At 44.2% G+C, this 24,285-nt stretch carries 12 protein-coding genes; 5 read left to right on the forward strand and 7 right to left on the reverse strand.

The window, feature by feature from the left end:
- Positions 1-14: 14 nt before the first annotated feature.
- On the reverse strand, positions 15-1,823 hold the full coding sequence (locus tag AC59IL_RS30225; protein WP_496555976.1) for a DUF885 domain-containing protein: 1,809 nt from the start codon (positions 1,821-1,823) through the stop codon (positions 15-17).
- A 249-nt stretch (positions 1,824-2,072) separates the two neighbouring features.
- Here AC59IL_RS30225 and AC59IL_RS30230 point away from each other — a divergent pair, with 249 nt between their 5' ends.
- Positions 2,073-4,508: a TonB-dependent receptor gene (locus AC59IL_RS30230; RefSeq protein ID WP_496555977.1), complete on the forward strand. Its 2,436-nt coding sequence runs from the start codon at positions 2,073-2,075 to the stop codon at positions 4,506-4,508.
- Between the two features lie 64 nt (positions 4,509-4,572).
- On the opposite strand, the gene AC59IL_RS30235 is transcribed toward AC59IL_RS30230, so the two are convergent.
- A complete protein-coding gene (locus AC59IL_RS30235) occupies positions 4,573-4,962 on the reverse strand; it encodes a winged helix-turn-helix transcriptional regulator (protein WP_496555978.1) in 390 nt (129 codons plus the stop codon).
- A 108-nt stretch (positions 4,963-5,070) separates the two neighbouring features.
- On the opposite strand from AC59IL_RS30235, the gene AC59IL_RS30240 reads away from it, so the two are divergent.
- Both AC59IL_RS30240 and AC59IL_RS30245 read left to right on the forward strand, forming a co-directional pair.
- Entirely contained in the window at positions 5,071-5,904 is an 834-nt protein-coding gene (locus tag AC59IL_RS30240) for an MBL fold metallo-hydrolase (protein ID WP_496555979.1), read from the forward strand.
- A 418-nt stretch (positions 5,905-6,322) separates the two neighbouring features.
- Complete coding sequence (locus AC59IL_RS30245; protein ID WP_496555980.1) at positions 6,323-11,347, forward strand: LamG-like jellyroll fold domain-containing protein; 5,025 nt, start codon at positions 6,323-6,325, stop codon at positions 11,345-11,347.
- Positions 11,348-11,439: 92 nt separating this feature from the next.
- Here the strand turns inward: AC59IL_RS30245 and AC59IL_RS30250 are convergent, their stop codons facing one another.
- Complete coding sequence (locus AC59IL_RS30250; RefSeq protein WP_496555981.1) at positions 11,440-12,336, reverse strand: hypothetical protein; 897 nt, start codon at positions 12,334-12,336, stop codon at positions 11,440-11,442.
- Between the two features lie 207 nt (positions 12,337-12,543).
- Here AC59IL_RS30250 and AC59IL_RS30255 point away from each other — a divergent pair, with 207 nt between their 5' ends.
- Entirely contained in the window at positions 12,544-17,577 is a 5,034-nt protein-coding gene (locus AC59IL_RS30255; RefSeq protein WP_496555982.1) for an IPT/TIG domain-containing protein, read from the forward strand.
- Positions 17,578-17,669: 92 nt separating this feature from the next.
- Here the strand turns inward: AC59IL_RS30255 and AC59IL_RS30260 are convergent, their stop codons facing one another.
- Positions 17,670-18,980 (reverse strand): glycoside hydrolase family 28 protein, encoded by a 1,311-nt coding sequence (locus AC59IL_RS30260; protein ID WP_496555983.1) that lies wholly within the window; start codon positions 18,978-18,980, stop codon positions 17,670-17,672.
- 136 nt (positions 18,981-19,116) lie between these two features.
- Between AC59IL_RS30260 and AC59IL_RS30265 the strand changes: the two genes are divergently transcribed.
- Positions 19,117-20,223 (forward strand): hypothetical protein, encoded by a 1,107-nt coding sequence (locus AC59IL_RS30265; RefSeq protein WP_496555984.1) that lies wholly within the window; start codon positions 19,117-19,119, stop codon positions 20,221-20,223.
- A gap of 287 nt (positions 20,224-20,510) precedes the next feature.
- On the opposite strand, the gene AC59IL_RS30270 is transcribed toward AC59IL_RS30265, so the two are convergent.
- The 3 genes from AC59IL_RS30270 to AC59IL_RS30280 form a co-directional block, all read right to left on the reverse strand.
- Entirely contained in the window at positions 20,511-23,042 is a 2,532-nt protein-coding gene (locus AC59IL_RS30270; RefSeq protein ID WP_496555985.1) for an Hsp70 family protein, read from the reverse strand.
- A gap of 15 nt (positions 23,043-23,057) precedes the next feature.
- Positions 23,058-23,375, reverse strand: a complete 318-nt coding sequence (locus AC59IL_RS30275) for a hypothetical protein (RefSeq protein ID WP_496555986.1) — start codon at positions 23,373-23,375, stop codon at positions 23,058-23,060.
- 192 nt (positions 23,376-23,567) lie between these two features.
- Positions 23,568-24,149, reverse strand: a complete 582-nt coding sequence (locus AC59IL_RS30280; RefSeq protein WP_496555987.1) for an RteC domain-containing protein — start codon at positions 24,147-24,149, stop codon at positions 23,568-23,570.
- Between the last annotated feature and the right edge of the window lie 136 nt (positions 24,150-24,285).

Below are 24,285 nucleotides of genomic sequence, written 5' to 3' on the forward strand. Positions count from 1 at the left end.
AAAGATAGATATTCTTATTTTTTGCCGGCTTCCCATGCATCCATATCCTTTTCAACCAGTTCAAGCGGCATGCAGCCAAAATGAAGGAACTCATCATGAAAGTTGGCCAGGGAAAATTTGTTACCCAACTGCTGACTGTATTTGTTGCGCAGCTCACGAATTTTCAGCGCACCGATCTTATAGCTTAAAGCCTGGCCAGGTATGGCCATATACCGCTCAATTTCGGCTACAGCGCCATCTTCTGATATGGCTTCGTTTTCCATCATATAGGCAATGGCCTGTTCGCGCGTCATATTTTTGGTGTGCATACCCACATCTACCACTAAACGAATAGCGCGGTGTATTTCATCGCCCAAAGCGCCCATATACTGGTATGGATCGGTATATAAACCCAATTCTTTGCCAAGACTTTCGCAATACAGAGCCCATCCTTCGCCGTAGGCGCCATACCAAATATAGCGGCGAAAGGTTGGCAGGGTAGTGTCTTCGAGTGTTAATGACACCTGGTAATGATGACCGGGAATGGCTTCATGCAGGAATAGGCTTTCCATACCACTGGTAGTATTAAACTTAGTGGCATCCAGAATGGGTACATAAAATATGCCGGGGCGTTTTCCATCTGCAGTGCCCTGTTTGTATTCGGCGCTTGCGCTGGCAGCGCGAAATGCTTCTGTTTGCCTGATCTCGAATTTCATTTTCGGAAAATGCCCGAACATGTCTTTCAGATGAGGTTCAATAGTGGCCTGTATTTTTCTAAAGGCATTCAAAACTTCATCAGGAGTTTTATAAGGCATGAAGCGTTTGTCGGTACGCATATATTCAAAAAAGGCTTTCAGATCACCTTTAAATGCAACGGCATTTTTTACACTGTCCATAATGCCGCGAATGCGTTTTACTTCTGCCAAACCGGTATTATAAATTTCTTCAGGCTTTTTTGATGTGGTTGTCCATTGCCGTACGAGGTAATCGTACAGGCCAGAACCGTCGGGCACAGCCGAAATGCCAGTGGTTGTTCTGGCTTTGGGCAGATATTCATTCTTTAAAAAAACGGCCAGCTTTTGAAAGGCAGGCGACAACGAATCGCGAATAAGAGCAGTAAATGCAGCGGTCAATCTTTTTTTATCTGCTTCAGGAAAGCTGTCGGGCATCTTTTTTACCGGGTCGTAAAACAGACTTTTGGTTACCTCTTTTGCCACCATATCCTGCATTTGCGGGATCATTTTCACCACCAGTTTTGCAGGGAGTACATTTCCCGATGCCATGCCTTTTCTGAAATAAACAATGGAGCTGTCGGCCCAGGCATTAAAAGCTGCTGCGCGTTTCAGCCAGTTGTCATAATCTTTCACGGTGTTAAAAGGCTGTGCGCCTGCACCGCTTCCCATCTGACCCAGGCTCAGGGGAAGGGCCCAGAACTGGTTAAATGGCACATGGCCATCTATTGAATAATCGCTGGTGGGCAGGTATTGATGCCCCAATCCTTCGATACTCATTTCCATTTCGCGTTTAAAGATATCGTAACTGGTGCGATCGGTTTCGTTGAGCGAGTCGCGGTTGAATTGTTTAACCGCATTCAGGTTGACGGTAAAAAAATCGGTCAGTTTTTGCCGGTAGCTGTCGGTAAACTCTGCGGGCAGCAGATCATTATACCGGTTGTCGCCATTGATGGTGGCTTCAACAGGCAGCAGGGCCATGCGATCGTTATAATATTTTTCAAACAGGGCGGCCAGTTGTTTATTGCTTTCTGCGGGCGCGGTTTGCGCCACTTTGTCTTTGCAGGCCGCCATTAAACATACCGCCAGTAATACCGGTATTAATTTATTCATAGATGTATTTTTCAGCAACAAGATATTTAAAAAATACGCTCGTTGCCGGTATATTCACGAACGGATAACAGAATGGGATGAACGGTGAGCCCACATTTCCAGGCTTTCGTGTATTGTTAATATGACATATATGACTATAAAACCCCGCATCCCGTGTTACACGCCTTTCATCACATAAAAATATATGTCTACGAATAAATTCGTTATTCTTACGTCCGATTCGCCCAACCACAAGCAAAACCAAAAGCCATGAGAAGGTTATTACTTTCTGCTATTATACATGCAGTACTGTTCATGCTGCCTGTTTGCGCGTTTTCACAAACCAAATTAAAGTTATCAGGAACGGTTTCCGACAGCAGCAAGCCGCTTGCTTTTGTAACCGTACGCATTTTTAAATTAAATAATGCGAAACCCCTGCAAACAACTTTATCGAAAGAGAACGGGAGTTTTGAATTGAATAAACCCGATTCAGGTAATTATATTCTTTCTTTTACGCATACAGGTTTTGCCGAAAAGCGGGTTGATATTACAGTTTCTTCGCAGGCAGGTGATATGCAGACAGGTAGTGTGCAGTTATCAAGAACATCAGGTGAGCTGAAAGAAGTGGTGGTAACTTCCCAACGGCCGATGGTAGAGCAGAATGATGATAAAATAGTTTTTAATATAGAAGACGATCCCACCAACAAAACCGAAACCGCCATCGATTTGCTTCGGAAGACCCCGTTTATAACTGTAGACGGTGAGGATAATATAAAAATTAACGGTAAATCAAATTTCAAAGTGCTGCTCAATGGCCGCGAAACTGCCATGTTCGCGAGAAACGTGAAAGAAGCATTACGAGCATTTCCCGGGGCGATGATTTCAAAGATCGAAGTGATAACCACGCCTTCTGCAAAATATGATGGTGAAGGTATAGGCGGACTGATCAATATCATCACAAAGAAAAAGGTAGTGGGGTACAATGGCTCTGTTTCAACTTTTTCAAGAACCAGCGACAAGCTGAATGCTTTATCTCTTAATGGTAATGCGAAGGCGGGCAATTTTGGACTCAGTGTTTTTTTCAATACCGGATTTTCTGATCCGGTAAAACAGCACAATACCAATATCACCATTCCTACAACATCAACTGCTTATGCCAAAAGAACGCTCGATGGCGATCAATACAATAATTCGGCCTGGAGTTTTGGCAATGCAGAATTAAGCTGGGAGATCGACAGTTTGAATACAGTTAGTTTATATACCAATATCGATAGCTGGAGTAACAGAACCGTGTCGGACCAAACGATCACCACCGATTTTGCCGCTTCTTCCTCAACAGTGAGCTATTATCACCTCAGCAACAACGCCAGTAACCCCGGTGTAAATGTGGGAAGCGATTATATAAAACATTTTAAAAAGAATAAGGAAAGAGAGTTTAGCTTACGATTTTTGGGTGAGTTTGGTAAAAATGATGCAAAGCTCAGCAGCTTCCAGGATAACCCCGGCACTGACCGGTATTTGAATAATAATAGTTATGCCATCAACAATCAATATACCATACAGGCCGATAACAGCATACCCATACACAAAAACGGTAAACTCGAAGCGGGGGCAAAGGCCATTTTACGCCGGGCCAGTTCCGACTACCAGAGTTTGATCAAATACGATGAAACGGCAAATTTTAAAACCAATACAGCCAACACAAATTATTTTAAATATGGGCAGGATGTGATCAGTTTGTACAGCATGTACAGTTTGAAAATAAAGAAATCGAGTTTACGGCTCGGCGCCCGCGTTGAATACACCAATGTAAACGGCAATTTTGTTTCATCCAATACAACTGTAAAAAGTAATTATACTACGTTGCTTCCGAACATTCAGTTCACTACCCGGGTAAGCAGCCTCACAACGCTGGTATTTGGTTATACAAAAAGATTACAGCGACCTTATATCTGGGATCTGAACCCGTTTGTGAACAACAACGACTCGCTGAATATTTCATTTGGCAATCCCGACCTGGGCCCGCAAACCGTGCATGCAATTTCGGGACAGGTACGATTTGGTCAGGGAAATACATTTGCCGGCATTAATGTCGAAGGAAGTTATAGTAACAATAAAATTCTGCAGTATTCATCCTTTGATGCGCAAACAGGTATTACAAAAACAACCAGTTTGAATATTGGCAAGGAATTTCAGTCGAGCCTGAATGCAAATTTCAGTACGAAGATCACGCCCAAATGGAGCCTGTTTGTAAACGGATCACTTCGTTTTGCCCGGGTAACCAATAATTCCGATGCATCGCAATCGAACAGCGGTTTCGGAGGCTATTTCAATCTGAGCACGAATTACAAATTCACCGATAAATTTACCATAAGCAGTTACCTCGGTTTGTGGAGAGAGCCCCAGACCATTCAAACTACTTATCCGTTCAACACCTGGCATAATGTGGCCTTCAATTACAAAGTATTTAAGGATAAACTCAATATTTCTTTAAGGGCGGTGAATTACTTCGAAAAAACGCATGATTTCAAAAACATCACCAAAGACCAGAATTTCTACAACACCAATACCACTCGCCTGATCAGGCGTGGCGCGGTACTGGCGCTTACCTGGAACTTTGGCAAACTCACCGAAAACGTATCGAAGAAGAAAGGGGTGAATAATGATGATGTGCTGAGCAAGCCAGCAGCGCCTTCAGGAAATTAGGCGGGAGTTAGATAATGAAAAGGGCCTCGCTTACCCGTGGTTTATAGAATGCTGCGCATTGCGGTCAGCTTTGGTTGTTTGTTTTTGCGTCAACAAGTTCTCCGCTGTTTTCGCCAAGATCCCGTCCCCATTTCGCAATGGCATTTAATGCAGGTATCAGTGTAGTTCCAAATTCGGTGAGGGAATACTCAACCCGGATAGGAGGTTTGTTACCATACACTTTCCGTTTGATCAGTCCATCGGCTTCGAGTGCACGCAATTGAATGCTGAGCATTTTTTCAGTAATGTCGGGTATTTGTTTTTTAAGTTCAGCAAAACGGAGCGTGCCGTTTTTTAAATACCAAAGCACTACACCTTTCCATTTGCCGCCTATATAATCCATGGTAATGTCCATGGCGCAGTGGTAAATTTTTCCCTGCAGTTTATAAGCTACATTCTTTCCTTTAAGTATCATTTTATCAATTTTTTGCAACCTGTCAAATTTGACAGCTATTGTGTGTCAAAGATACTCTACTCATATTTGCTACTGAAAAAAGTATAGTTCAAATCAAATTCAATTAACATGCAAACAAAAATTCATCAATACACTTCAGCGGAACCCATGCTGCAGGTAAATGCTTTTATTGTAGAAACAGCAAAAGAGCTCGTTATTGTTGATACTACTTTAACGATGAGCGATAGCAGAAGGCTAAAACAAAAAGCCGACGATTTGGGAAAACCTATCGCCGGTATTATTCTTACGCATGGCCATCCCGACCACATTGCAGGAACATACAATCTGGTGTCGCAGAACGACCTGCCCATTTATGCATTGCCTTCGGTAAAAAAGCTAATGGCAGAAACAGAGGAGGCCAAACACAAACAATGGTCTGCTATGTTTGGCAACGAGTGGATACCGAAATGGATCTATCCCAATCAACTTGTAAGGGATGGGGAAAAGGTGCGCATTGCAGGCATCAATTTTACGGTGATGGATATAGGTTCCGGCGGCGACTGTGATGCCAATTCTATCTGGCTTATGGAAGATGAAAACAAGGCTGCTTTTTTGGGTGATTTCATTTACAACAATAATCACACCTATATGAATGATGGCAGTATTCTTCGCTGGCTGGCCAATCTTGAAAGGTATTCACCTGTTCTTAAAGATTTTAGCTCATACTACATTGGTCATGGCGCGACCTGCGGTTTTGAAGCCATTGAAAAGCAAAAAGAATATTTTCTTACTTATTGTTCTTATGTACTTAAAGCAACCAACGGCGCCGGTATTTTCGATGATACTACACGAAAGTCATTTGAGCAGTCGATGCTGGCTGCCTATCCCGATTATGGTTGCGGATTTATGGTAGGGCTTTCGGCAGACAGGGTAGGGAAGGAACTGGTGAGTTTGGCGCACTAAATAGTTGAAAATGGCTCCGTTCAAAGGCGGGGCCATTCAATTTTTATTATGGGTTTGCTACATCTTTTGTGTGCTACGCGCATAATGGAGGCAATAAAGCCCCCGGTTACTAAAATCACCACATTTTTGTGTGAATTTCCCCCCTGAACGGTCCTGCGGTTAGGTATAAATTGTGCATGTTATTACTGATCACCTACTTTATTACCTAACTAACGCTTGCATTTATGTACCATCAACTTTTTTCACTTCTCAGGGAGTACATTATTTATATTCTTTTAATTTTTAATTCAAAGAGCCACCGGAAGGTTTATACCGGGACTTTCTTTTTCTGCTTCATTAGCTTTTCCGGTAGCATTATTGGCTAACCGGCAACCCGCATTACGTATAAATTTTATTATTTATTCAATTATTTATTGGTATGTACAAGTATTTACTTTTTGTACTGACTATCGTATGCAGTTTAAAAATGGTGGCTCAGGCTCCAAATTTACCCGTAAAACAAACACTTGCTGAAACGCTGTTTTCGGGAAGAACGTTTTCGAATCCTTCGCAAACAGATACCCTTGTAACGCAACATGCAATACCTGATAATTACACCCTCGAAGTAGTGGCGAAAGTGAATGCTGCTACAGGGCGCGGACTTGATATGGAAGCCCGTAATGCTAAAGTTAAAGGGTTCAGGTTATCGTTGGATGCGGCTGCGTTGAAGCTCACATCGCAATTGGCTGCTACTAAGTCGTTAACAGCCTCCGGCGCGGGGCAGTATCATACCATACGGATAGCCGTTAATAACGATTCGGCCTACATTTATCAAAACGGCGCTTATATTTATACTGAACCTCTTTCAACCATAAAAGATATTGCAGCTGGTGTTGAAACCGATGAATTGATCAATACCGTTAAAGGACCTTCACTGATTTCAAACTGGGCGGGCACAGCGCCCAATAACACCGGCAAGCCGAGTGATTACGGATGGGCCTATACAGGAACTACATCTACTACTTTATTTGCCGCTGCCAATTCAACCACCGCAGGCACTTCGAGGTACCTCGATGTAAATGCATCATCAGGAGGAAACTTACACACCTACAACGGCGCTACTTATACCGGCCGGGTGCTGTATGTAAGATGGGATGGAAGCGGTATACAGAATACCGTATACAGTTATCCTGTAACGCTCGAGGCCAATACCACCTATGATTTCAGTATGTTGCATGCCTACGTTTCCAATGCAACAGGCAGTAAAACAATAACGGTTGGCGTAGGTAAAACTACTGCCACTGCTGACAGAATTACTTCTCATGTTTTCACCACCAGCGGAACAAGAGCGCTCAACAGGGAAGACTTTATTTTTACTTCACAGGAAGCCGGAACTTACTATTTGACATTTACCGGCAACTGGGCGTTGTTTTCAATTGCAGAATTATCGTTAAATAAAACGGATATCAACCCAAGGTTCATCTTTGGGAAAAACTATCCTTCCGGAACTGTTGATATGGAAATAAGCTCGGTAACCTACGAAAATGCAGCTTATGCGCCTGCCGGCGTTGTTACGGGGCCAAAACAACAGGTTACTGTTACCGATAGGGTAGCTTCTTTTCTGCCCACTTTTAATACCAGTTTTGTGGTGCCCGGCAAAACCGATCTGCATCTCACCGGCGATAATACACCATTGATAAATTCAACGGTTGAATTGAATAGTGAAGATTCATGGCTGTTCTTCGACAATATAAAACCGGCTGATGTAATTGCAAACTGGCTCAATAAAGTTACCATTAACGGAGTTCCCGCTTCCAATAATTCAGCCGTGCGTATTGCCATTTATAAAAACGGAACGGCAGTGATTCCGAACGGCAATGCAACATCAGCAAAAGCGTTGGAAGTATTTACCGGCACCAACCTTTCGGGAAATACAAAAGCGTACGAAATAGAAACCTATCATAATAACCTCGATAGTTTCAATAACAAAATAAGATCCTTCAAACTACACAGAGGCTATATGGCCACACTGGCTAACAATGCCGATGGATCGGGTTACAGCCGCGTGTTTATTGCCAATGACGATGATCTTATTGTGAATACGATGCCGCAGGGGTTAGATACTTCCGTTTCATTTATCCGTGTATTCAGGTGGGACTGGATCAGCAAAAAAGGAAAAGCAGGATGGTCTCCCGCGAAAATAAATTGTACCTGGTATTATGACTGGAATATTGCCGGATCGGCTTCAACCAATTATGATTATGCCATCATCAGGCAAAATGGGGGGTGGCCATCCTGGACGGATATCAATAATAAAAAGAACGTCAATCACCTGCTTGGTTTTAATGAGCCCGACCAGTCGAGCCAGTCGAACCTGACCGTAGACCAGGCCTTTAGTCAATGGCCCGATATGATGAAATCGGGGCTGCGCATAGGTTCACCTGCACCGGCGAGTCCGCAAAACAGCTGGATCACCGATTTCCTCGCTAAATGCGATGCGTTGAACTACCGGGTTGATTTTGTAGCCATACATGCTTACTGGGGAGGATTAACGCCGCAACAATGGTACTCACAGTTAAAAAGTATTTACGACAGAGTAAAGCGTCCGCTGTGGATTACCGAATGGAACAACGGCGCCAACTGGACAACCGAAAGCTGGCCAACGGATCAGCAGGCGCAATTTGAAAAGCAATACAACGACATAAAAGGCATTCTGCAGGTATTGGATACAACCTCATTTGTTGAACGATATGCCATTTATGATTGGGTTGAAAACAAAAGGGCTATGGTGCTGGCCGATACACTTACGCTTGCCGGAAAATATTATGCAGCCAACAAATCAGATTTCGCCTACAACCCGCAAAAAGCATATGTGCATGACTGGAAGCTGGTGTGTGCGCCGATTTCAGGTTCCATCAACAGCGACGATTATTTTAAGGTAACGCTGAGCTGGAAAGATTTAAATGGAGAAACAGGTTCAAAATATATTCTGGAAAGAAAAGTCAACGGCAGGGATACAGCCTTTGTAGCTGTTCAGGAGTTTACCGGCTATGATATTGGTGGTACGGTGTCATATGTAGATAGTGTATTTACAAAAGCAACTTATCGCGTAAAAGCGGTTAATGTAACCGGTGACCAGTTTGCTTATTCTGCAACCTATGATGTGGTGTCAGATGCCGCACCGGTTGCACCATCGAGCCTTACTGGAGAAGTGTTGGCCGCTACAAAGATCAAATTAAGCTGGACTGCCGGAACGAATGCACGTTCCTATAACCTGAAGCGATCGTTAAGCGCCAGCGGACCTTTTGATACGATCTCTGCCCGGACCACCAAATTAGAATACCTCGATGAAAAGCTTACCCCCGCTACAACCTATTATTATGTGGTTACATCGTTGAATACTGCCGGGGAAAGCGATACCTCAACTGTTTTGCAGCTGAGAACAAAAGACCTCGTTGCACCGGCAGCTGTTCAAAATCCGCATATTGCTTCGGGCGATTCTAAAATAACATTAACATGGGATTTTATATACGATGCAGTGTATGATGTATTACGTTCCGGAACCGAAAATGGTAATTACGACACCATAGCAACCAATGTAGATGCCGTACGGTATGAAGATAGTACTGCTGTAAATGGCACTGCTTATTATTATAAAGTAATTGCTTATAACGGCGCAGGACAAAGTCCTGAAACGGCTGTGTTATCGGGTAAGCCGGTGGCAGGCCGCCATTTATATGTTAGTTTTAATGAAAGCACAGGCACCTTTGCCGAAGATAGCTGGGGTGGCTACCATGGAACACTCGCAGCAACTGCAACTCGTGACACTGGGTATACAGCCAACGCGCTGAAGCTGAATGGTACAGCAACTTCCTATGCAACGCTGGGTGAAGGGCTAACCACTTCCTTGCATGATTTTACTATTGCTGCCTGGGTGAAAATGGATGCACTCAGTACCTGGATGCGTGTTTTTGATTTCGGCACAGGCACCTCTAATTATATGTTCCTGACTGTGCAGGCCAGTGTTAGCGGCGGCTTGTCAACCATTCGTTATGGCATAAAGAACACAAGTGCAGAGCAATCGGTTAGCTATGCCTATGCCTTTCCGTTAAACACCTGGACGCACTTAGCCGTAACCCAGTCGGGCAATACCGTTAATTTGTATATCAACGGCGAATTGGTGACATCGGGTAGTGCGATAACGCTTACACCTGCTGATCTGGGCAACACCAATCAGAACTATATTGGCAAATCACAATGGAACGACCCGCTGTTAAAAGGATCAGTTGATGAGTTCAAAATATACAACAGGGCATTGAGCGCTTTTGAAATAACAGAAGCCATGAAAGAAGAACAGACAATTACATTTAATGCTCTGGAAGAGAAAAAGGTTACCGACAGCGACTTTGCTGCTGCTGCTGCTACTTCATCAGGTTTACCCGTTACCTATACTTCTTCCAATGAAAACGTTGCTGTTATTACAGGAGGGCTGATTCATATAACAGGCGCCGGTACAACCAACATAACCGCCACACAGGCAGGCGATGCCCGCTATGCAGGGGCAACACCCGTAGTGCAGAAATTAACAGTAAATAAATTATACTATGTTGATGGAGATAATGATGGTTATGGTTCCAATATATCAAAATGGATGGCAGTGGCCGTTGCACCGGCAGGTTATGCAGATAACAATACAGATTGCAACGACAGCAGTTTGTTGTATGGCGATAACGATGGAGATGGTTTAGGGGCCGGCCGGCCGGTTGCCTGCGGAGTTGCCAATAATACAGATTGTGATGATACCAATCCTATTCCTGTAACAGCAACTATTCCTGATGTATATGTTATGAACACTGCAGGTATTTCAAAGAATACCATTTACATAGGTTACGGACCTGCTACGCTTACTATTCAGGCGCGGCCCGCAGGCGGAACAGCACCTTATTCTTATTTATGGAGTACAGGACAAACAACAGCATCGATAACAGTCAATTCAGCGGCCACTTATACTATAACGGTTACCGATGCAAAAGGATGCCATACCAGTGCTTCGATCGTAATCAAAACGCAGGATGTTGCATGTGGCAATCGTAACAATAAAGTAATGGTTTGTCACAACGGCCATACCCTTTGTGTAGCCGCATCAGCCGTACAATCACATTTATGCCATGGCGATAAGCTGGGTTCCTGTGATAATGCTTCGGGTGGTTCAGAAAACCCCGGTGCCGGAAGCGACGCCGCTATATATCCCAACCCCGCAACAGATCATATTACGGTACAGGTAAGTTTGTTGAACAACGACGCCGCTGTACAGATATACAATTCCCTGGGTAGAATGGTGATTGCCAGAAACCTCACGAATGCAATCACTACCATTTCATTACGCGGTTTAGCTGCCGGGATGTATTATGTACGTGTGAAAAACGGACAGCAAATAACCATTCAAAAAATAATAAAAGAGTAAACGTTTGCAGACAGCACAGAGCAATCAAGGCCTCCTGTTTTTACGGGGGGCTTTTTTGTTCAATTATGATGAGAGTGGAAAATTATCTGTTGTTATACTTCACATAATAAGGTTACAGGAAATTTTTGTTGCCCGAATATTTTCATGTGGCCGTCCAGATCCCTGAAAATGCTTTCAAATCTGGCAAATGAAGATTCATAACCATAACTGCCGTTTTTTTTGAAACTTTCCTTTATCTTCAGTTTTCCCACCACTTCAAATTTGTCCCTGAACGAAATAATATCTTTGTGAGTTACGAGGCGATAGGCAAGACCAAAGAAAAAATTGTCCTCCTTCGCATAATGCCAGATTTCATCAACATTGGGTTGGTATGATAAAGTCGTATTCGGGTCATATCCTGAACCAATTTTTAGTCCCGCAATGAAGCAGGTTTTTAAATCTTCAACTGTTGGTTTGGCTTTGCCTTTATAGGTTGTTGCTGCTAAATCATAGGTACATTGACCGCGTTTTTGAGTCACCCTGGCACATATAACAGCACAATAATTGTTGTCAGAAAGTTGAAAGGTCAATAAGTCGTCGGGCTGAAAATAGAGTTTTTTTATAATCGCATATTTTTTCCGTTTCCTGATTTTCAGGTTTGGGCGGGATATTTTTTTAAAAAGCTTTTCCAGTTCTTTCTGACGTTTCCTTCCTTCATTTTCATCGCACTCTTCTGTCCATACCTTAACACCGGCTTTTAACGCTATAACCCGTTTAACTTCTTCCAGTATATCTTCTGTCAATGCCCCGATTTCCCAAAATGCGAGCGCATAGGAAGTGGTAAAAATCTCGTGATAAAAGTCGGTGTCTTCTCCCAGGTCGGTCTTAACTAAAGGAACTTCTTTTCTGATGGTTTCAATACTGGCATCACAATCGTACAAATCCATTATTTGGTTGTAGGTGTCTCTGGCCAGGTCGCCATCGATAATTTTTATTCCGTCTGTTGCCATATGCTGTTATGTTGGCTGTTGCCATTAAAATAATATTGATTCAGTTAAAATGCTCATTTTTTTTGATAAGCGTGTCGATTTGGGCAATAAGTGTGCAGTTTTAGCCGATATCCGTGCATGAACATATACCGGCGATGATAGTAGTGAATAAAGAATATTTCCGCTTAACGACAAATTTTTCTATTTTCCCAAATATTCCCTGATCCGATGATGATTCTTACTTCAGCCAAAACTAAACTCCTTCAAAAGAGAGCCATTCTTTGTTTTTTTGTTTTATGCATTTCGTTGAAAGGTTTAACGCAACCGGTTATTAATTCTTTCTCGCCCGCTTCGGGGCCGGTAGGAACTTCTGTTACGATAACCGGATCCAATTTCAGTTCAACAACAGCCGGTAACATTGTATTAATAGGAGGGATAAAAGCCAATATTACAGCGGCCACCACATCGGCATTAACTGTTACCGTTCCGGCGGGGGCCATGTTTCAGCCAATTAGTGTTACTGCAAACGGTCTTACGGCGTATTCAAACAATCCCTTTATTGTTACTTTTAGCGGTGGCGCCTCGCAGTTTACGCCCCAGTCTTTTACATTCGCAGGCCGGGCCGATTCGACTGACTCAAATATCGAAACAACCAAATATGCAATCGGCGATATTAATGATGATAACAAAATTGATGTAGTTACTATCGACAGGATCAATAACACCTTGTCGGTTTACAGCAATACAACCGCAGGAGGCGATATATCATTTGCACCTAAAATTGACTTTACTACATCGCAAAACCCAAGGGCGGTTGCTATAGCAGATATTGATGGCGATGGAAAACCCGATGTGGTGGTAACTAACCTGACCGCGAATACAGTTTCTGTATTCAGGAATACAACCAGCGGCGGAGCCATTTCCTTTGCCGCGAAAGTTGATTTTGTTACGGCTACCCAGCCTTCCGGCATCTCGGTAACTGATATTGATAAAGATGGCAAACCCGATCTTGTTATCAATACAATTAATCTGGAAGGATATGTTTCGGTACTTCGAAACACAGGCAGCAACGGCACAATTTCTTTTGCACCAAAGATAGATCTGCAGTCTTTCGGCGGGTCGATTGAAGAAATAAGAACGGCAGATATTGATGGAGATGGAAAGGTAGATATTGTTGTGCCTAATTATTTTATGAACGGGATAACAATTTTCAGAAATACAAGCACGCCCGGCCTGGCCTCCTTTGCATCAAAGGTTGACATTACAGGGAACGGCCAACCTGATAATGTTGTAGTCGCCGATTTAAATAACGATGGTAAGCCTGAGCTGTTAGTCACCTATTTTTTAACGGGTACAAATGTTGCTGTTTTCAGAAATACCAGTACACCGGGCGCTATTTCATTTGGTAGTTTAGTGAATTTCTCAACAACAAAAAGTACAGATGGCATAGCTGTTAATGACCTCGATGGCGATGGCAAGCCTGATTTAATTGCCGGTAACGGTGGTGATTCGGTAGGGCTTTTTAAAAATATCAGTACTACCGGCGGGGCCATTGCTTTTAATTCAATAGTAAAGTATGCATCGCTTTACAATACTCAAATATTAACAGGCGATTTTGATAGTGATGGCAAGCCTGACATATCTTTTGAAGGGGGCCTGTATAGAGTGGCGATCTGGAAAAACGGAACCACCAAACCGCAGATTGTTTCTTTTACTCCGGTTACTGCCGGTACCGGCGCCACTGTAACCATACAGGGCGTTCAATTTACGGGTACAACAAATGTAAGTTTTGGCGGGGTGCCTGCTGCCTCTTTTACGGTGGTAAACGATAACACTATTACTGCAGTGGTAGCCAGCGGTGCTTCAGGCGCTGTTACGGTCACAGCGCCGCATGGCGTTAATTCGCTTGATGGATTTACGTATGTGCCTGCTCCCGTCATCACTTCGTTTACACCAACAACAGGTATCACAGGACAAACAATCACCATTTCAGGAAATAATTTTACAGGAGCCACAGCGGTAAGTTTTGGCGGCGTACCCGCAGCTTCTTTTGTGGTAGTAAATGCAACAACAATTAATGCCGTGGTTGGTACCGGCGCCTCAGGCAATGTTTCGGTTACTACTGTTGGTGGCACAGCCACGTTGGGCGGCTTTACCTTTATACCTGCACCCGATGTAGTTTCTTTTTCGCCAACGACCGGAACCATCGGTACCAAAGTAACCATTACCGGCGCCAATTTTGCCGGCGCCACAGATGTGCGGTTCGGTGGTATACCGGCAGCTTCATTCACAGTGCTTTCATCTTCCGCTATCAGTGCTGTTGTGCTTGGCGGCGCATCGGGTTTTGTTAAGGTAACAACGCCCGGCGGCGCTGATTCATTAACCGGGTTTACATTTGTTTCGCCACCGGCTCCCGTCATTACTTCAATTTCACCGGCAAACGGACCCGTTGGAACAGTAGTAACAATAACCGGTAATAATTTTAATACCGATACGTTTAATACCATTTATTTCGGACCTGCCAGAGCAACCATACAATCTGTTTCGGCCAACACGCTTGTTGTGAAGGTGCCGCCGGGTGCAGCTTATGGCGCCGTTTCTGTTACCTCAAATTTTTTAACCGCCCATTCGCCCAAACCGTTTATTCCCACCTTTACCGGTGGTGGCAATATAACATCAGGTTCTTTCAGTGAGTATTCCACTTTTGTTACCGGCTTGTCGCCAAACGCTGTTTGTATTACCGATTTTGACGGTGATGGAAAAAATGATCTGGCCTCGGCCAATTATTCAGGATCTGGTATTTCGGTACTCAGAAATAATTCGGTTGCAGGAAGCATTTCTTTTGAACCTAAAATAGATTATGCCAGCCCCTCGCCTTTAATGTATATTGAAAGTGTGGATATGGATGGCGATGGAAAAAAGGATATAGTGTCGATGGGTTCGCTTTGGAACACGCTAAGTATTTTTAAAAATGCATCTGCACCCGGCTCCATAAATTTTACAAAACGCACCGATTATTCCATAGGCAATAATGCGATGAATTTTACCACAGGCGACCTGGATGCTGATGGTAAACCGGATATTGTGTTTACCAACAGTTACTTTATTACGATAATCAAAAATACAAGTGTTGTTAACAATATTTCGATGGGGGCGCGGGTTGATATACCGGTGGGCATAACCAACACTGCGGTAAAGGTGGGCGATGTGGATGGCGATGGCAAACCTGATATTGTGGTGTTAACCGGTAATAACGACTCTGTGGCTGTGCTTCGAAACATAAGCAGCGGCAGCAGCTTATCCTTTGCGCCGGCTGTAAGTTTTGCCACATTGGTTGAACATCTCAATTCCTTTGGTCCTACGGATATATTTATTGGTGACCTCGATAACGATGGCAAATCCGAAATAGCCATTGCCAATACTGAATTATCTCACAGTATATCGGTTTTAAAAAATAATTCTACCCCGGGTGTTATTTCCTTACCCGTACGAAAGGATCTTATGACCGGAAGTGTTGCACCGCTTTCTATAACAGCAGAAGACCTGGATGGAGATGGCAAACCCGACTTTGCCTTCTCGCATGAATATGTGGCGCGCACAGTTAGTGCGATCAAAAACAACAGCACGGCCGATTCTCTCAGTTTCGCAACCAATCAAACCTATACTGATAATAGCAATGGCCAGATGGCCTGGGTTTGTACAGGCGATCTGGATAATGACGGAAGACCTGAAATTATATCTGCCGGAGGTAACTCAGCACCCTCTAATATCATCTATGTTTTTAAAAACAAAACCAACGGTCCGCATATCATTTCTTTTTCCCCTAAGAACGGTGTTGCAGACTCGGTGATTACCATAACAGGTTCAAATTTTACGGGAGCAACTGCAGTTAGTTTTGGTGGCGTTGCGGCAACCTCTTTCACGGTGCAATCGCCTGCAACCATTACTGCAGTAGTTGGTTCGGGAGCTGCAGGTAGTGTAACTGTTACTACGCCAAATGGAGTTGAATCGGCCCCCGGGTTTTTATATGGCCTGCTTCCTGCCATAACTTCTTTTACTCCTGCCAGTGGCACCTTAAATGATACTATCACCATCAAGGGTATTAATTTTACCGGTGTAACCCAGGTAAGCTTTGGAGGTGTGTATACTTCCTCATTTACTGTAATTTCAGATACCATAATAAAAGCAGTTGTTTGGGTGGGAGCCTCGGGAAATATTTCGGTTACAGGTCCCGGAGGTACAGGTTCTATAGCCGGATTTACCTATAAAAATCCTCCGCCTACTGTAGATTATTTTTGGCCTGTAACAGCCACAACAGGTACTGCGGTAACCATTCACGGTTCAAATATAACCGGTGTTACAGCTGTAAGTTTTGGCGGCGTACCGGCGAAAGCATTTTCTGTAATCGGTTCTTCAATGATCTATGCCACGGTTGGGGATGGTGCAACCGGCAACGTGAGTGTAACCACCCCTGATGGTACAGGTACACGGGCGGGATTCACTTTTGTTCCTCCCGCAACCATTACCGCTTTTTCACCTGCCGGCGGCCATTCAGGTACTGCAGTTACCATTACAGGCACCAATTTCACCGGGGCTATAGCCGTAAGTTTTGGTAATATATCAGCCACCTCATTTACTGTAAATTCAAATACGAGTATTACTGCCATCGTAGGCACGGGCGCATCGGGCGATGTAAGCGTAACCACCCCTTACAATACGGCAACGCTTGGCGGCTTTACCTGGTTTCCGGTACCAGCCATAACATCATTTACACCCGGTACAGCAGGAACAGGAACATCTGTTACCATAACCGGCACCGGCTTCACCGGCGCCACTGCCATAAGTTTTGGTGGTGTAGCTGCCAGTTCGTTTTCGGTAAATTCAGATTACAGTATTACAGCTGTTGTTGGTTCAGGTGCATCGGGCGATGTAAGTGTAACTACGCCCGGCGGCACGGCAACACACAGCGGGTTTGTTTATAGTAAAGTAACGGCCATTGTTGATCCTGCTAATGTTAATTCAAAGGAACTGACAGTGAGCCCGAACCCTGCTCATGATATTTTAATCATCAAACACCCTGCTTCGGTAAAAAATGCAAGGCTGCGGTTTATCGACATATTGGGCCATGAAGTAAAAACGATTATTCCGGCACGCAACGCCACCCAAACAGTAACCAGCGTAAGTGGCCTGATGTCGGGGGTATATACTATAATCTGGAATGAGGGTGTTCGTAATTTAAGCCGGGTGTTTGCTGTGCAATAGCCATTGATGGGGACGCTTGCTTTTTGTGAATGTTGAATCATTGATAAATGCTTCTGAAGCAAAACAGTTGTACCCGATATTTATTATTGTTTTTACTTTTTCCCATCAATGAACACTTCGGCATTTGTAACTGCCAGTTTATTCCTGCCTTCACTGGTAATAATCTGGCAGTTTTCGAACCGTACGTTCCCGGCAAAGAAAACGCCGAACGCATTTTCGGCAGTAATTATTACATTTTGAAAACTGATGTTAGATGCCGGCGCTTCGGGTAGGCCCCAAATCAAACCTGCACGCTTTCCGTTTTGGGTAGTTGCGGTAATGTCCTGGAACGTTATGTTTTTATAAACAGGCGTCAGATCGCCAATGGGCGCCGAAGGATAGGTGGAAGCAATTTCAGGCGTTATTTTCTGCAGGTTCCTATAGTCGCGTTCTTTTGCATTGTAAGCTGCATATATCAAAATAGGTATACCAACGTTTGTCATTTTAAGATTACGATAAGTAAGATTTTGAACAAGGCCGCCGCGGTCCCGATCCGATTTTATACGAATGCCACATTCGGTATTGTTAAACGAACAATTTTCAATCAGAAAGTTTGATACCCCACCTTTGGTATAACTGCCAATCGATAAACCGTGTCCAAAGCCATAGGTGCAATTGGTAATATGCACATTTGAAGTGCCGCCGCCACAGGTAAAATTATCGTCACCCGTGCTGATATCACAGTTCTTAATCAGGATATCTTTTCCTGAAACATTACAGGCATCTGTATTATGGCTCGGGTTTACCGGATCATCTGAAGCCGGTGCGCGAACGGTTACGCCACTGACAGTTACATTAGATGATTTGCCGCTGATGGCTATATGGAACATCGGAGAATTTTGTAAGGTTACATCTTCAATCAGCACCTTATCACATTCTTTCAGTGCAATCATACGTGGCCGTTTTGCATTTTTATCTTTTGCAAACGGCCACCACGGTGTACCCTGTCCTTCAATGGTTCCTTTTCCGGTAATGGCAACATCGTGAAGTTTTGAGCCACTGATAAAATCGGTGCCGGTTGTTGTACCTCCGGGATATTTGTCAATTGGTAATAATTTGATGGTCGCTCCCGAATCCAATTGCAGATTCAGATTGCTGAAAAACTGTAATGGACCACATAAAAAAACACCGGCCGGAACAATCACCTTTCCGCCTCCGGCACTATTTGCAGCATTCATGGTGTTTTGAATAGCTGTAGTGTTGTCTGTAAGGTTATCGCCTGCAGCTCCATAATCCTTAATACTAAAAACTTTATTTGGAATAGAAGGTAGTATTGGGGTGGCAAAACCAGATTGGGCTTTTAGTTGTTGAAAGGACAATAAATAACCACTGGCTACAATCAAAAAGTGAAGACGCATTTTCATTGGATGCAATTAATATCTAAACTTAAACATTACTTTTCAAAAGCAATATAAACCTGTTTGAAAAAGGGAAGCCGGCTATTTGTATCTGTTGGGAATATTCCTTATTTTTCGCCGTCTGAACCCTTAATCGACCCTGATGCAATATTTATCACCAGCCACGTTCTCCGGAGAAACCTTATCTGGCCCACTCGATAAAAAAGCCATTCAATTAGGAAGAAAAAAACTCTTTGCAGAACTGGAACTCAGTGGCAGCACCACGATCGAATTGCACGGTAAGCCTTTTACAAAGAATGATATCATCAAATATTTTGACGATCTGTTGAAAGATGAGGCTTTGGCCTATCATAGTGCGGTAGGGGAGGACAGGGTTTTGCTGGGTTTTCTGGAACATGCACGCATTGGACGGAAAGAAATGTTCCAAAACAATCCCCTGTATAAAGATGAACAGTTTATTCAATGGATCAGTCCTTATTTCTGTAACGCTTTCACTACTTTCATGGAAGGCTGCTTACAGGAGCCTGACGAGGATGGACTGACTTCCTTACTCAACAACAAGTTGCTGATGACCCTCGCGGACCTCGAAAAATCCTGGAACGCCGTCACCCGCATTATCATGAACGACATCTCCATCCTCGAGCGCTATCATGCACAGGATAAAAAGAGAAAAGCTCCCGGCGATGTTACACTTTCCCAGGTCAGGGACCTGATGGAGTTCGGTTATATCAGGATGATCCAGTTGCTTCCGCAGAACCGGTTTGCCAGCATCAGAGATAAATATGCCCATTGCATGTTAAATGCCTGTATTGACGCTTTTAATACTCATGTCCAATACCGGTCTTACGCCAGGACCTGGCTTGAAAATGCCGAATTGCTGGCCGTTTCTCCGGAAGTCAAAAATCAGATCCGCAAAAAGCTGGAAGAAATGGATTCCATCGGCATTCCTGAAGGAACCGGGGCCGGCACAGGGGGAGGAGAGAAAGAATCTTCCCCAGCCTCAGTTTTCAAACTCATATTTTTTATCTTGTTCATCGTGATCAAAATAGCCACCTGTAACTCCGGTTCCTCCGGATCTAACTATAATTATCATAATACGCCGGTCGTTTTTCCACAGAATATGTCACAGAAAAAATTACTTGACTCTCTGATCAACAAATATCGCGATAACCAGAATGTAGTACCTGCCCACCGCATGGACACGGTAACGGTCACGTATAAAGTGCCTCGTCGTTCCAAACATAAATAGCGTCAATTACCGTGGGCATCCTTGCTGCGGGCAGCGTGTTTGTTTATGCCCGCCCGGATGACCCGGTCGGACGGGGTTTGAGTTTATGGTTTGTAGTTGTTGCCGCGCTAAATTGTGTTTCTGGTTTGTGCCCGCCCGGATGACCCGGTCGGACGGGGTTTGAGGCTTGTGGTTGCTGCCGCGCTTTGGAGTTCATTATTAAGATCAAACACCTTAACTGTTTAACAAGATCAAAATTGCACGGCAAGATTCACTGAAAGAACTACAAACCTCAAACTACAAACTGCTTAACCCTTCAGCCCTGTACCCTTGATAGCCTCTTCTCCCTCGTTTTTGTCGATGAGGAGCTCGTACATGCGATAAACAATGCTTAATATCTCGTCTGGGTTCTTTCTGGCCAACGCCTCGTCTCCGCGCTTCTTCAATAACTTTATTTCGCTTTGGTTGCTATATGCTTCATCAGGCTTCAGGGAATAATACATGTAAATACCGGTAACATATGAGATATCCTTCTTTTTGATGTTCCAGGCCAGCCTGTCCATTTCACTGATCTTCAACCGCAGGTATTGCGTACTGCAGTTGTTGATCCAAACGTTTTCCTCAGTTTGCATGCTTTCGAAACGTTGCAGCAGTTCCTTGTCACCCGATTGCTCAAGCAGATGCCGGTAAGCCTCCTTTTTTATATAGTATTCCTCTTTCAGTTCCAGAATGCGGTCTCCCTTCTCCGTTGCATCGATGACCTGCGCCAGCCGTCTCTTCTGATCATCAAACTGATATTTTGCATCCGTAACATCATCCGGGGCCAGGTTCCTCAATTTTCCCTGAATAACTTCCAATTCATTAAGGGCCTGCTGCAAAGCAGCACTTTCTTCATACTTTTCATTTTTCAATAGCTTATCGAGTTGCCGCTTGCCTAACCGGTGCAGGTAATCTGTTTCCTGCTGAAGCCGGGTTATGTTGACCGTGCGGGAGGAAGGACTGAATGCCTGTTTGAACTCCTCGTCGATCATGCTGATATAGGCCGTCACCGTAATATCTCTGCTTTCGCTGATCTCGAAAGTGAGATCAACATCGGAACCTTTTACCAGGTCAGCCTTTAGATTCCTGCCGGAGATACTGACAATTCCTATCGGAAGGTTCGATTGCGGCGATGCATAGCGGCTACCTTCGAGCACATTGATCAACAACTGGTCTTCACTTCCTTTAACGATGGTTCTGCTCAATGTTTTCGTGATCGATTTCTTTATAGGAAGGATCGCGTTCCGTTCGAAGATCACTTCAAGGTGTGTGGTATTATTGTCGGGATCATCCACTTCGAGGCAAATATCGTGCGGCAGGGGCTGCCCGTAAATGGAGAACTTCCCCTGTACGATCATGATCCCGGGAATGGATACCTGCAAAGGGAAGCCCTGCTTGTCGAACAGCTTCATGTTGAAAATGTTCAGGCTGTTCGGCAGCAGCAGCAACATTTCACTGATCTTTTCCGCCACGGGTTTGAGGCCGCTGTCGAATCCGCCGTCGGAACGCGTGATGCGATAGTTGCTTCCGGCAGGCGCATTTTTGATGGTGGCGGCTAAATATTCTTCGGCGTCCCGGCTATTCGCCTGGTAAGCGGTTTTCACTTCGATTGAGTTAGGGGTGGCGTTCTGCGCGGTCTTCCCGCCGGGGCTCGCAGCATCCGGTTGCTGTGCCGCAGGCAAGGGTTCCGCTTTGGCGGGCCGTCCGCCTGCATACCAGGCAGCTCCTTCCACTACAGCCGTAGTGGGGTCGATAGATGTATTCACCTTAATGCCCAGTTCCTGTGCCAGCAGGCCTCGCACCAATGGAATATAAGTGCTGCCGCCAACCAGCACCACTTCAGTAATATCCGAAGGCTGCAGGTTATTTCTGGTCAACAGATTCCTGATGAACGAAATGGAAGATACAATCCGTTCCCGGATGATGCCATCGAACTGGTCACGGCTGATCGAAAAATAAACTTCATGCGCCTCGTCGGCTTCATCTGTAAAATCAAATTCGATATCTACGCTGGCATGGCTGCTTAAGGCTATTTTCGCTTCCTCGGCCTTATAAATGAGTTGGTAATATAACTTATTATACTTTCCATTCGCGCTCAGCATTTTGGACGAAAGATCCTGAACACCGAAATGACTTTCGAGGTAGGGGATGAACAATTGCGTAATGATGCCGTTGTCGAAATCAACACCGCCGAAGAAATTATCGCCTTCATGGTCAATGACCTTCATCTCATCATCCTGTATAACGACCAGGGCTACGTCAAAAGTGCCGCCGCCCAGGTCATATACCAGCCATTGCCCCTCCATACCGGATTTGCCTTCCTTATTGGCGAACGCGAGACTGGCGGCAATTGGTTCCTGTAGCAACAATACCTCGCGGAATCCGGCGGCATATCCCGCCTCCTTCGTGGCATTGCTTTGTATGGTATCAAAACTGGCCGGAATCGTAATGACCACGCTGGCCGGAGATTCACCAGTAAAAATGAAATTTTTCAGTTCCTGCAAAACGATCGTGCTTAATTCGATGGGCGTTTTAAAGGATCCGTTGTTGGGGATAAAAAAGCTTTCCCCTGTACCCATCTTTCTCTTAAAAGAAGCAAATACATTGGATGGATCTTTTTCAACATATTCCCGCGCTTTATCCCCGATCAGGATACGATCCTTCCTGAAGGCTACCACGCTGGGCAGGGTTACCTTCATGCCCGAAGGGTTCTTGAAAATATCCACAGTTCCGTTATTCGCCTTCGCGATCAGGGAATTCGTAGTGCCCAGATCGATGGCAAAATTGATGGTCGACGACATATTTATTAAGTTATTTTATTTATTACCGACAATGACCACGCCCTTCTGCAATAAGGATCGGCCCGCTTCCTGTTGGGTGTATACGATGGGCTTGATGACATCCAGTACGTGGAGCTTACCGGTTGCCGAACCGGTGATACTGGCTTCCAGGTCTGTACGGGCTTCATTATAAGGCTCTCCCAGGGGATTGAGCAGCAATAGCCCGGCCTCTTCGAGAACGGTCTTCATGCGATCAATATTTCGAAGGATGCCCGTGGAGGGCTGTGTAGTAGATAACTTCTTTTCGAGTTCGAAGACAAGGTTAGCCATTTTTATCCATAGGTGCTGGGGCATGATAGGGTAGTATTTGGTTACAATATAGAAGCCCGGTTCCAAAACTCAAAACTTTTCTTCCACCGGCAACCTGAGGGAAATATGAGGTGGTCTCCTATATGAGGAACACTTAGAAGCTCCATGTATAGCAGAAGTTGTTTTAATGCCCGAAAATGGGCAGATTATCAGGCGTGAAAATATGCGTGGGAGTAGTTATGCCGCGAACTTGCTTCTTTCAAGATTGTTTTTACAGATTTTTTCCTGCATAAACTTCTTATATTTTTTCAAAGCAATCAACCGGCCGAGCAAACAACTATAAGAAGTATTATTAAAATCAATTTGACTTACATTGATTCCGAAAAGCAGCGGTTGCTGATTGTTTTGCTGCAGGAAATAAATATCGGTATCGGGGTGTTGCTGCTCATAGTGCAGGCAGGCTGTTTTGAATCTGGACATTATTTCACTGCAATTGTTCAATTCACTTCTCCAGTATTCTTCCCATTTTGTATAATCATCCGGTTGAAATAAAACTGATTTGTAGAGTAAGCTGAAATAATCAATCAACCCGGTGAAGCGTGGTTTCAGGGTTTTATAAAAGCAAACTTCTTCCTGTTGATTCATGAACTGGTAACCATCTGTCATCTTGTCGATATTTAACCATGCCTGCATCGTTACCCCAAATCCCCACTCTATCCATTTCATTTCATCAGGTAATTGAGATTCACGACTTTGAATTTCCTGCTGAATTTGTTTATATATCAACCGGCATTGTTGTAATAAGGATGAATTTTTCATATGCTCGCATGTTTACAAAATTCAAAAATGATTTTTCTATAAGTATCGGAAAAGAAAGGGTAAGTAGACACAAACCCAGCCATTTAAATTTCACAGGTGAAGACCAGCATTCATAAAGCACGTGGTTTTTCGATCG

This window comes from Niastella sp. sgz303648, from assembly GCF_059587045.1.

Bases quoted from the DNA above. Each gene is read 5' to 3' on its own strand.
- AC59IL_RS30230 (WP_496555977.1), top strand. From the start codon at position 2,073: ATGAGAAGGTTATTACTTTCTGCTATTATACATGCAGTACTGTTCATG.
- AC59IL_RS30245 (WP_496555980.1), top strand. From the start codon at position 6,323: ATGTACAAGTATTTACTTTTTGTACTGACTATCGTATGCAGTTTAAAA.
- AC59IL_RS30270 (WP_496555985.1), bottom strand. From the start codon at position 23,042: ATGTCGTCGACCATCAATTTTGCCATCGATCTGGGCACTACGAATTCC.
- AC59IL_RS30240 (WP_496555979.1), top strand. From the start codon at position 5,071: ATGCAAACAAAAATTCATCAATACACTTCAGCGGAACCCATGCTGCAG.
- AC59IL_RS30235 (WP_496555978.1), bottom strand. From the start codon at position 4,962: ATGATACTTAAAGGAAAGAATGTAGCTTATAAACTGCAGGGAAAAATT.
- AC59IL_RS30275 (WP_496555986.1), bottom strand. From the start codon at position 23,375: ATGCCCCAGCACCTATGGATAAAAATGGCTAACCTTGTCTTCGAACTC.
- AC59IL_RS30255 (WP_496555982.1), top strand. From the start codon at position 12,544: ATGATGATTCTTACTTCAGCCAAAACTAAACTCCTTCAAAAGAGAGCC.
- AC59IL_RS30250 (WP_496555981.1), bottom strand. From the start codon at position 12,336: ATGGCAACAGACGGAATAAAAATTATCGATGGCGACCTGGCCAGAGAC.
- AC59IL_RS30225 (WP_496555976.1), bottom strand. From the start codon at position 1,823: ATGAATAAATTAATACCGGTATTACTGGCGGTATGTTTAATGGCGGCC.
- AC59IL_RS30265 (WP_496555984.1), top strand. From the start codon at position 19,117: ATGCAATATTTATCACCAGCCACGTTCTCCGGAGAAACCTTATCTGGC.
- AC59IL_RS30280 (WP_496555987.1), bottom strand. From the start codon at position 24,149: ATGAAAAATTCATCCTTATTACAACAATGCCGGTTGATATATAAACAA.
- AC59IL_RS30260 (WP_496555983.1), bottom strand. From the start codon at position 18,980: ATGAAAATGCGTCTTCACTTTTTGATTGTAGCCAGTGGTTATTTATTG.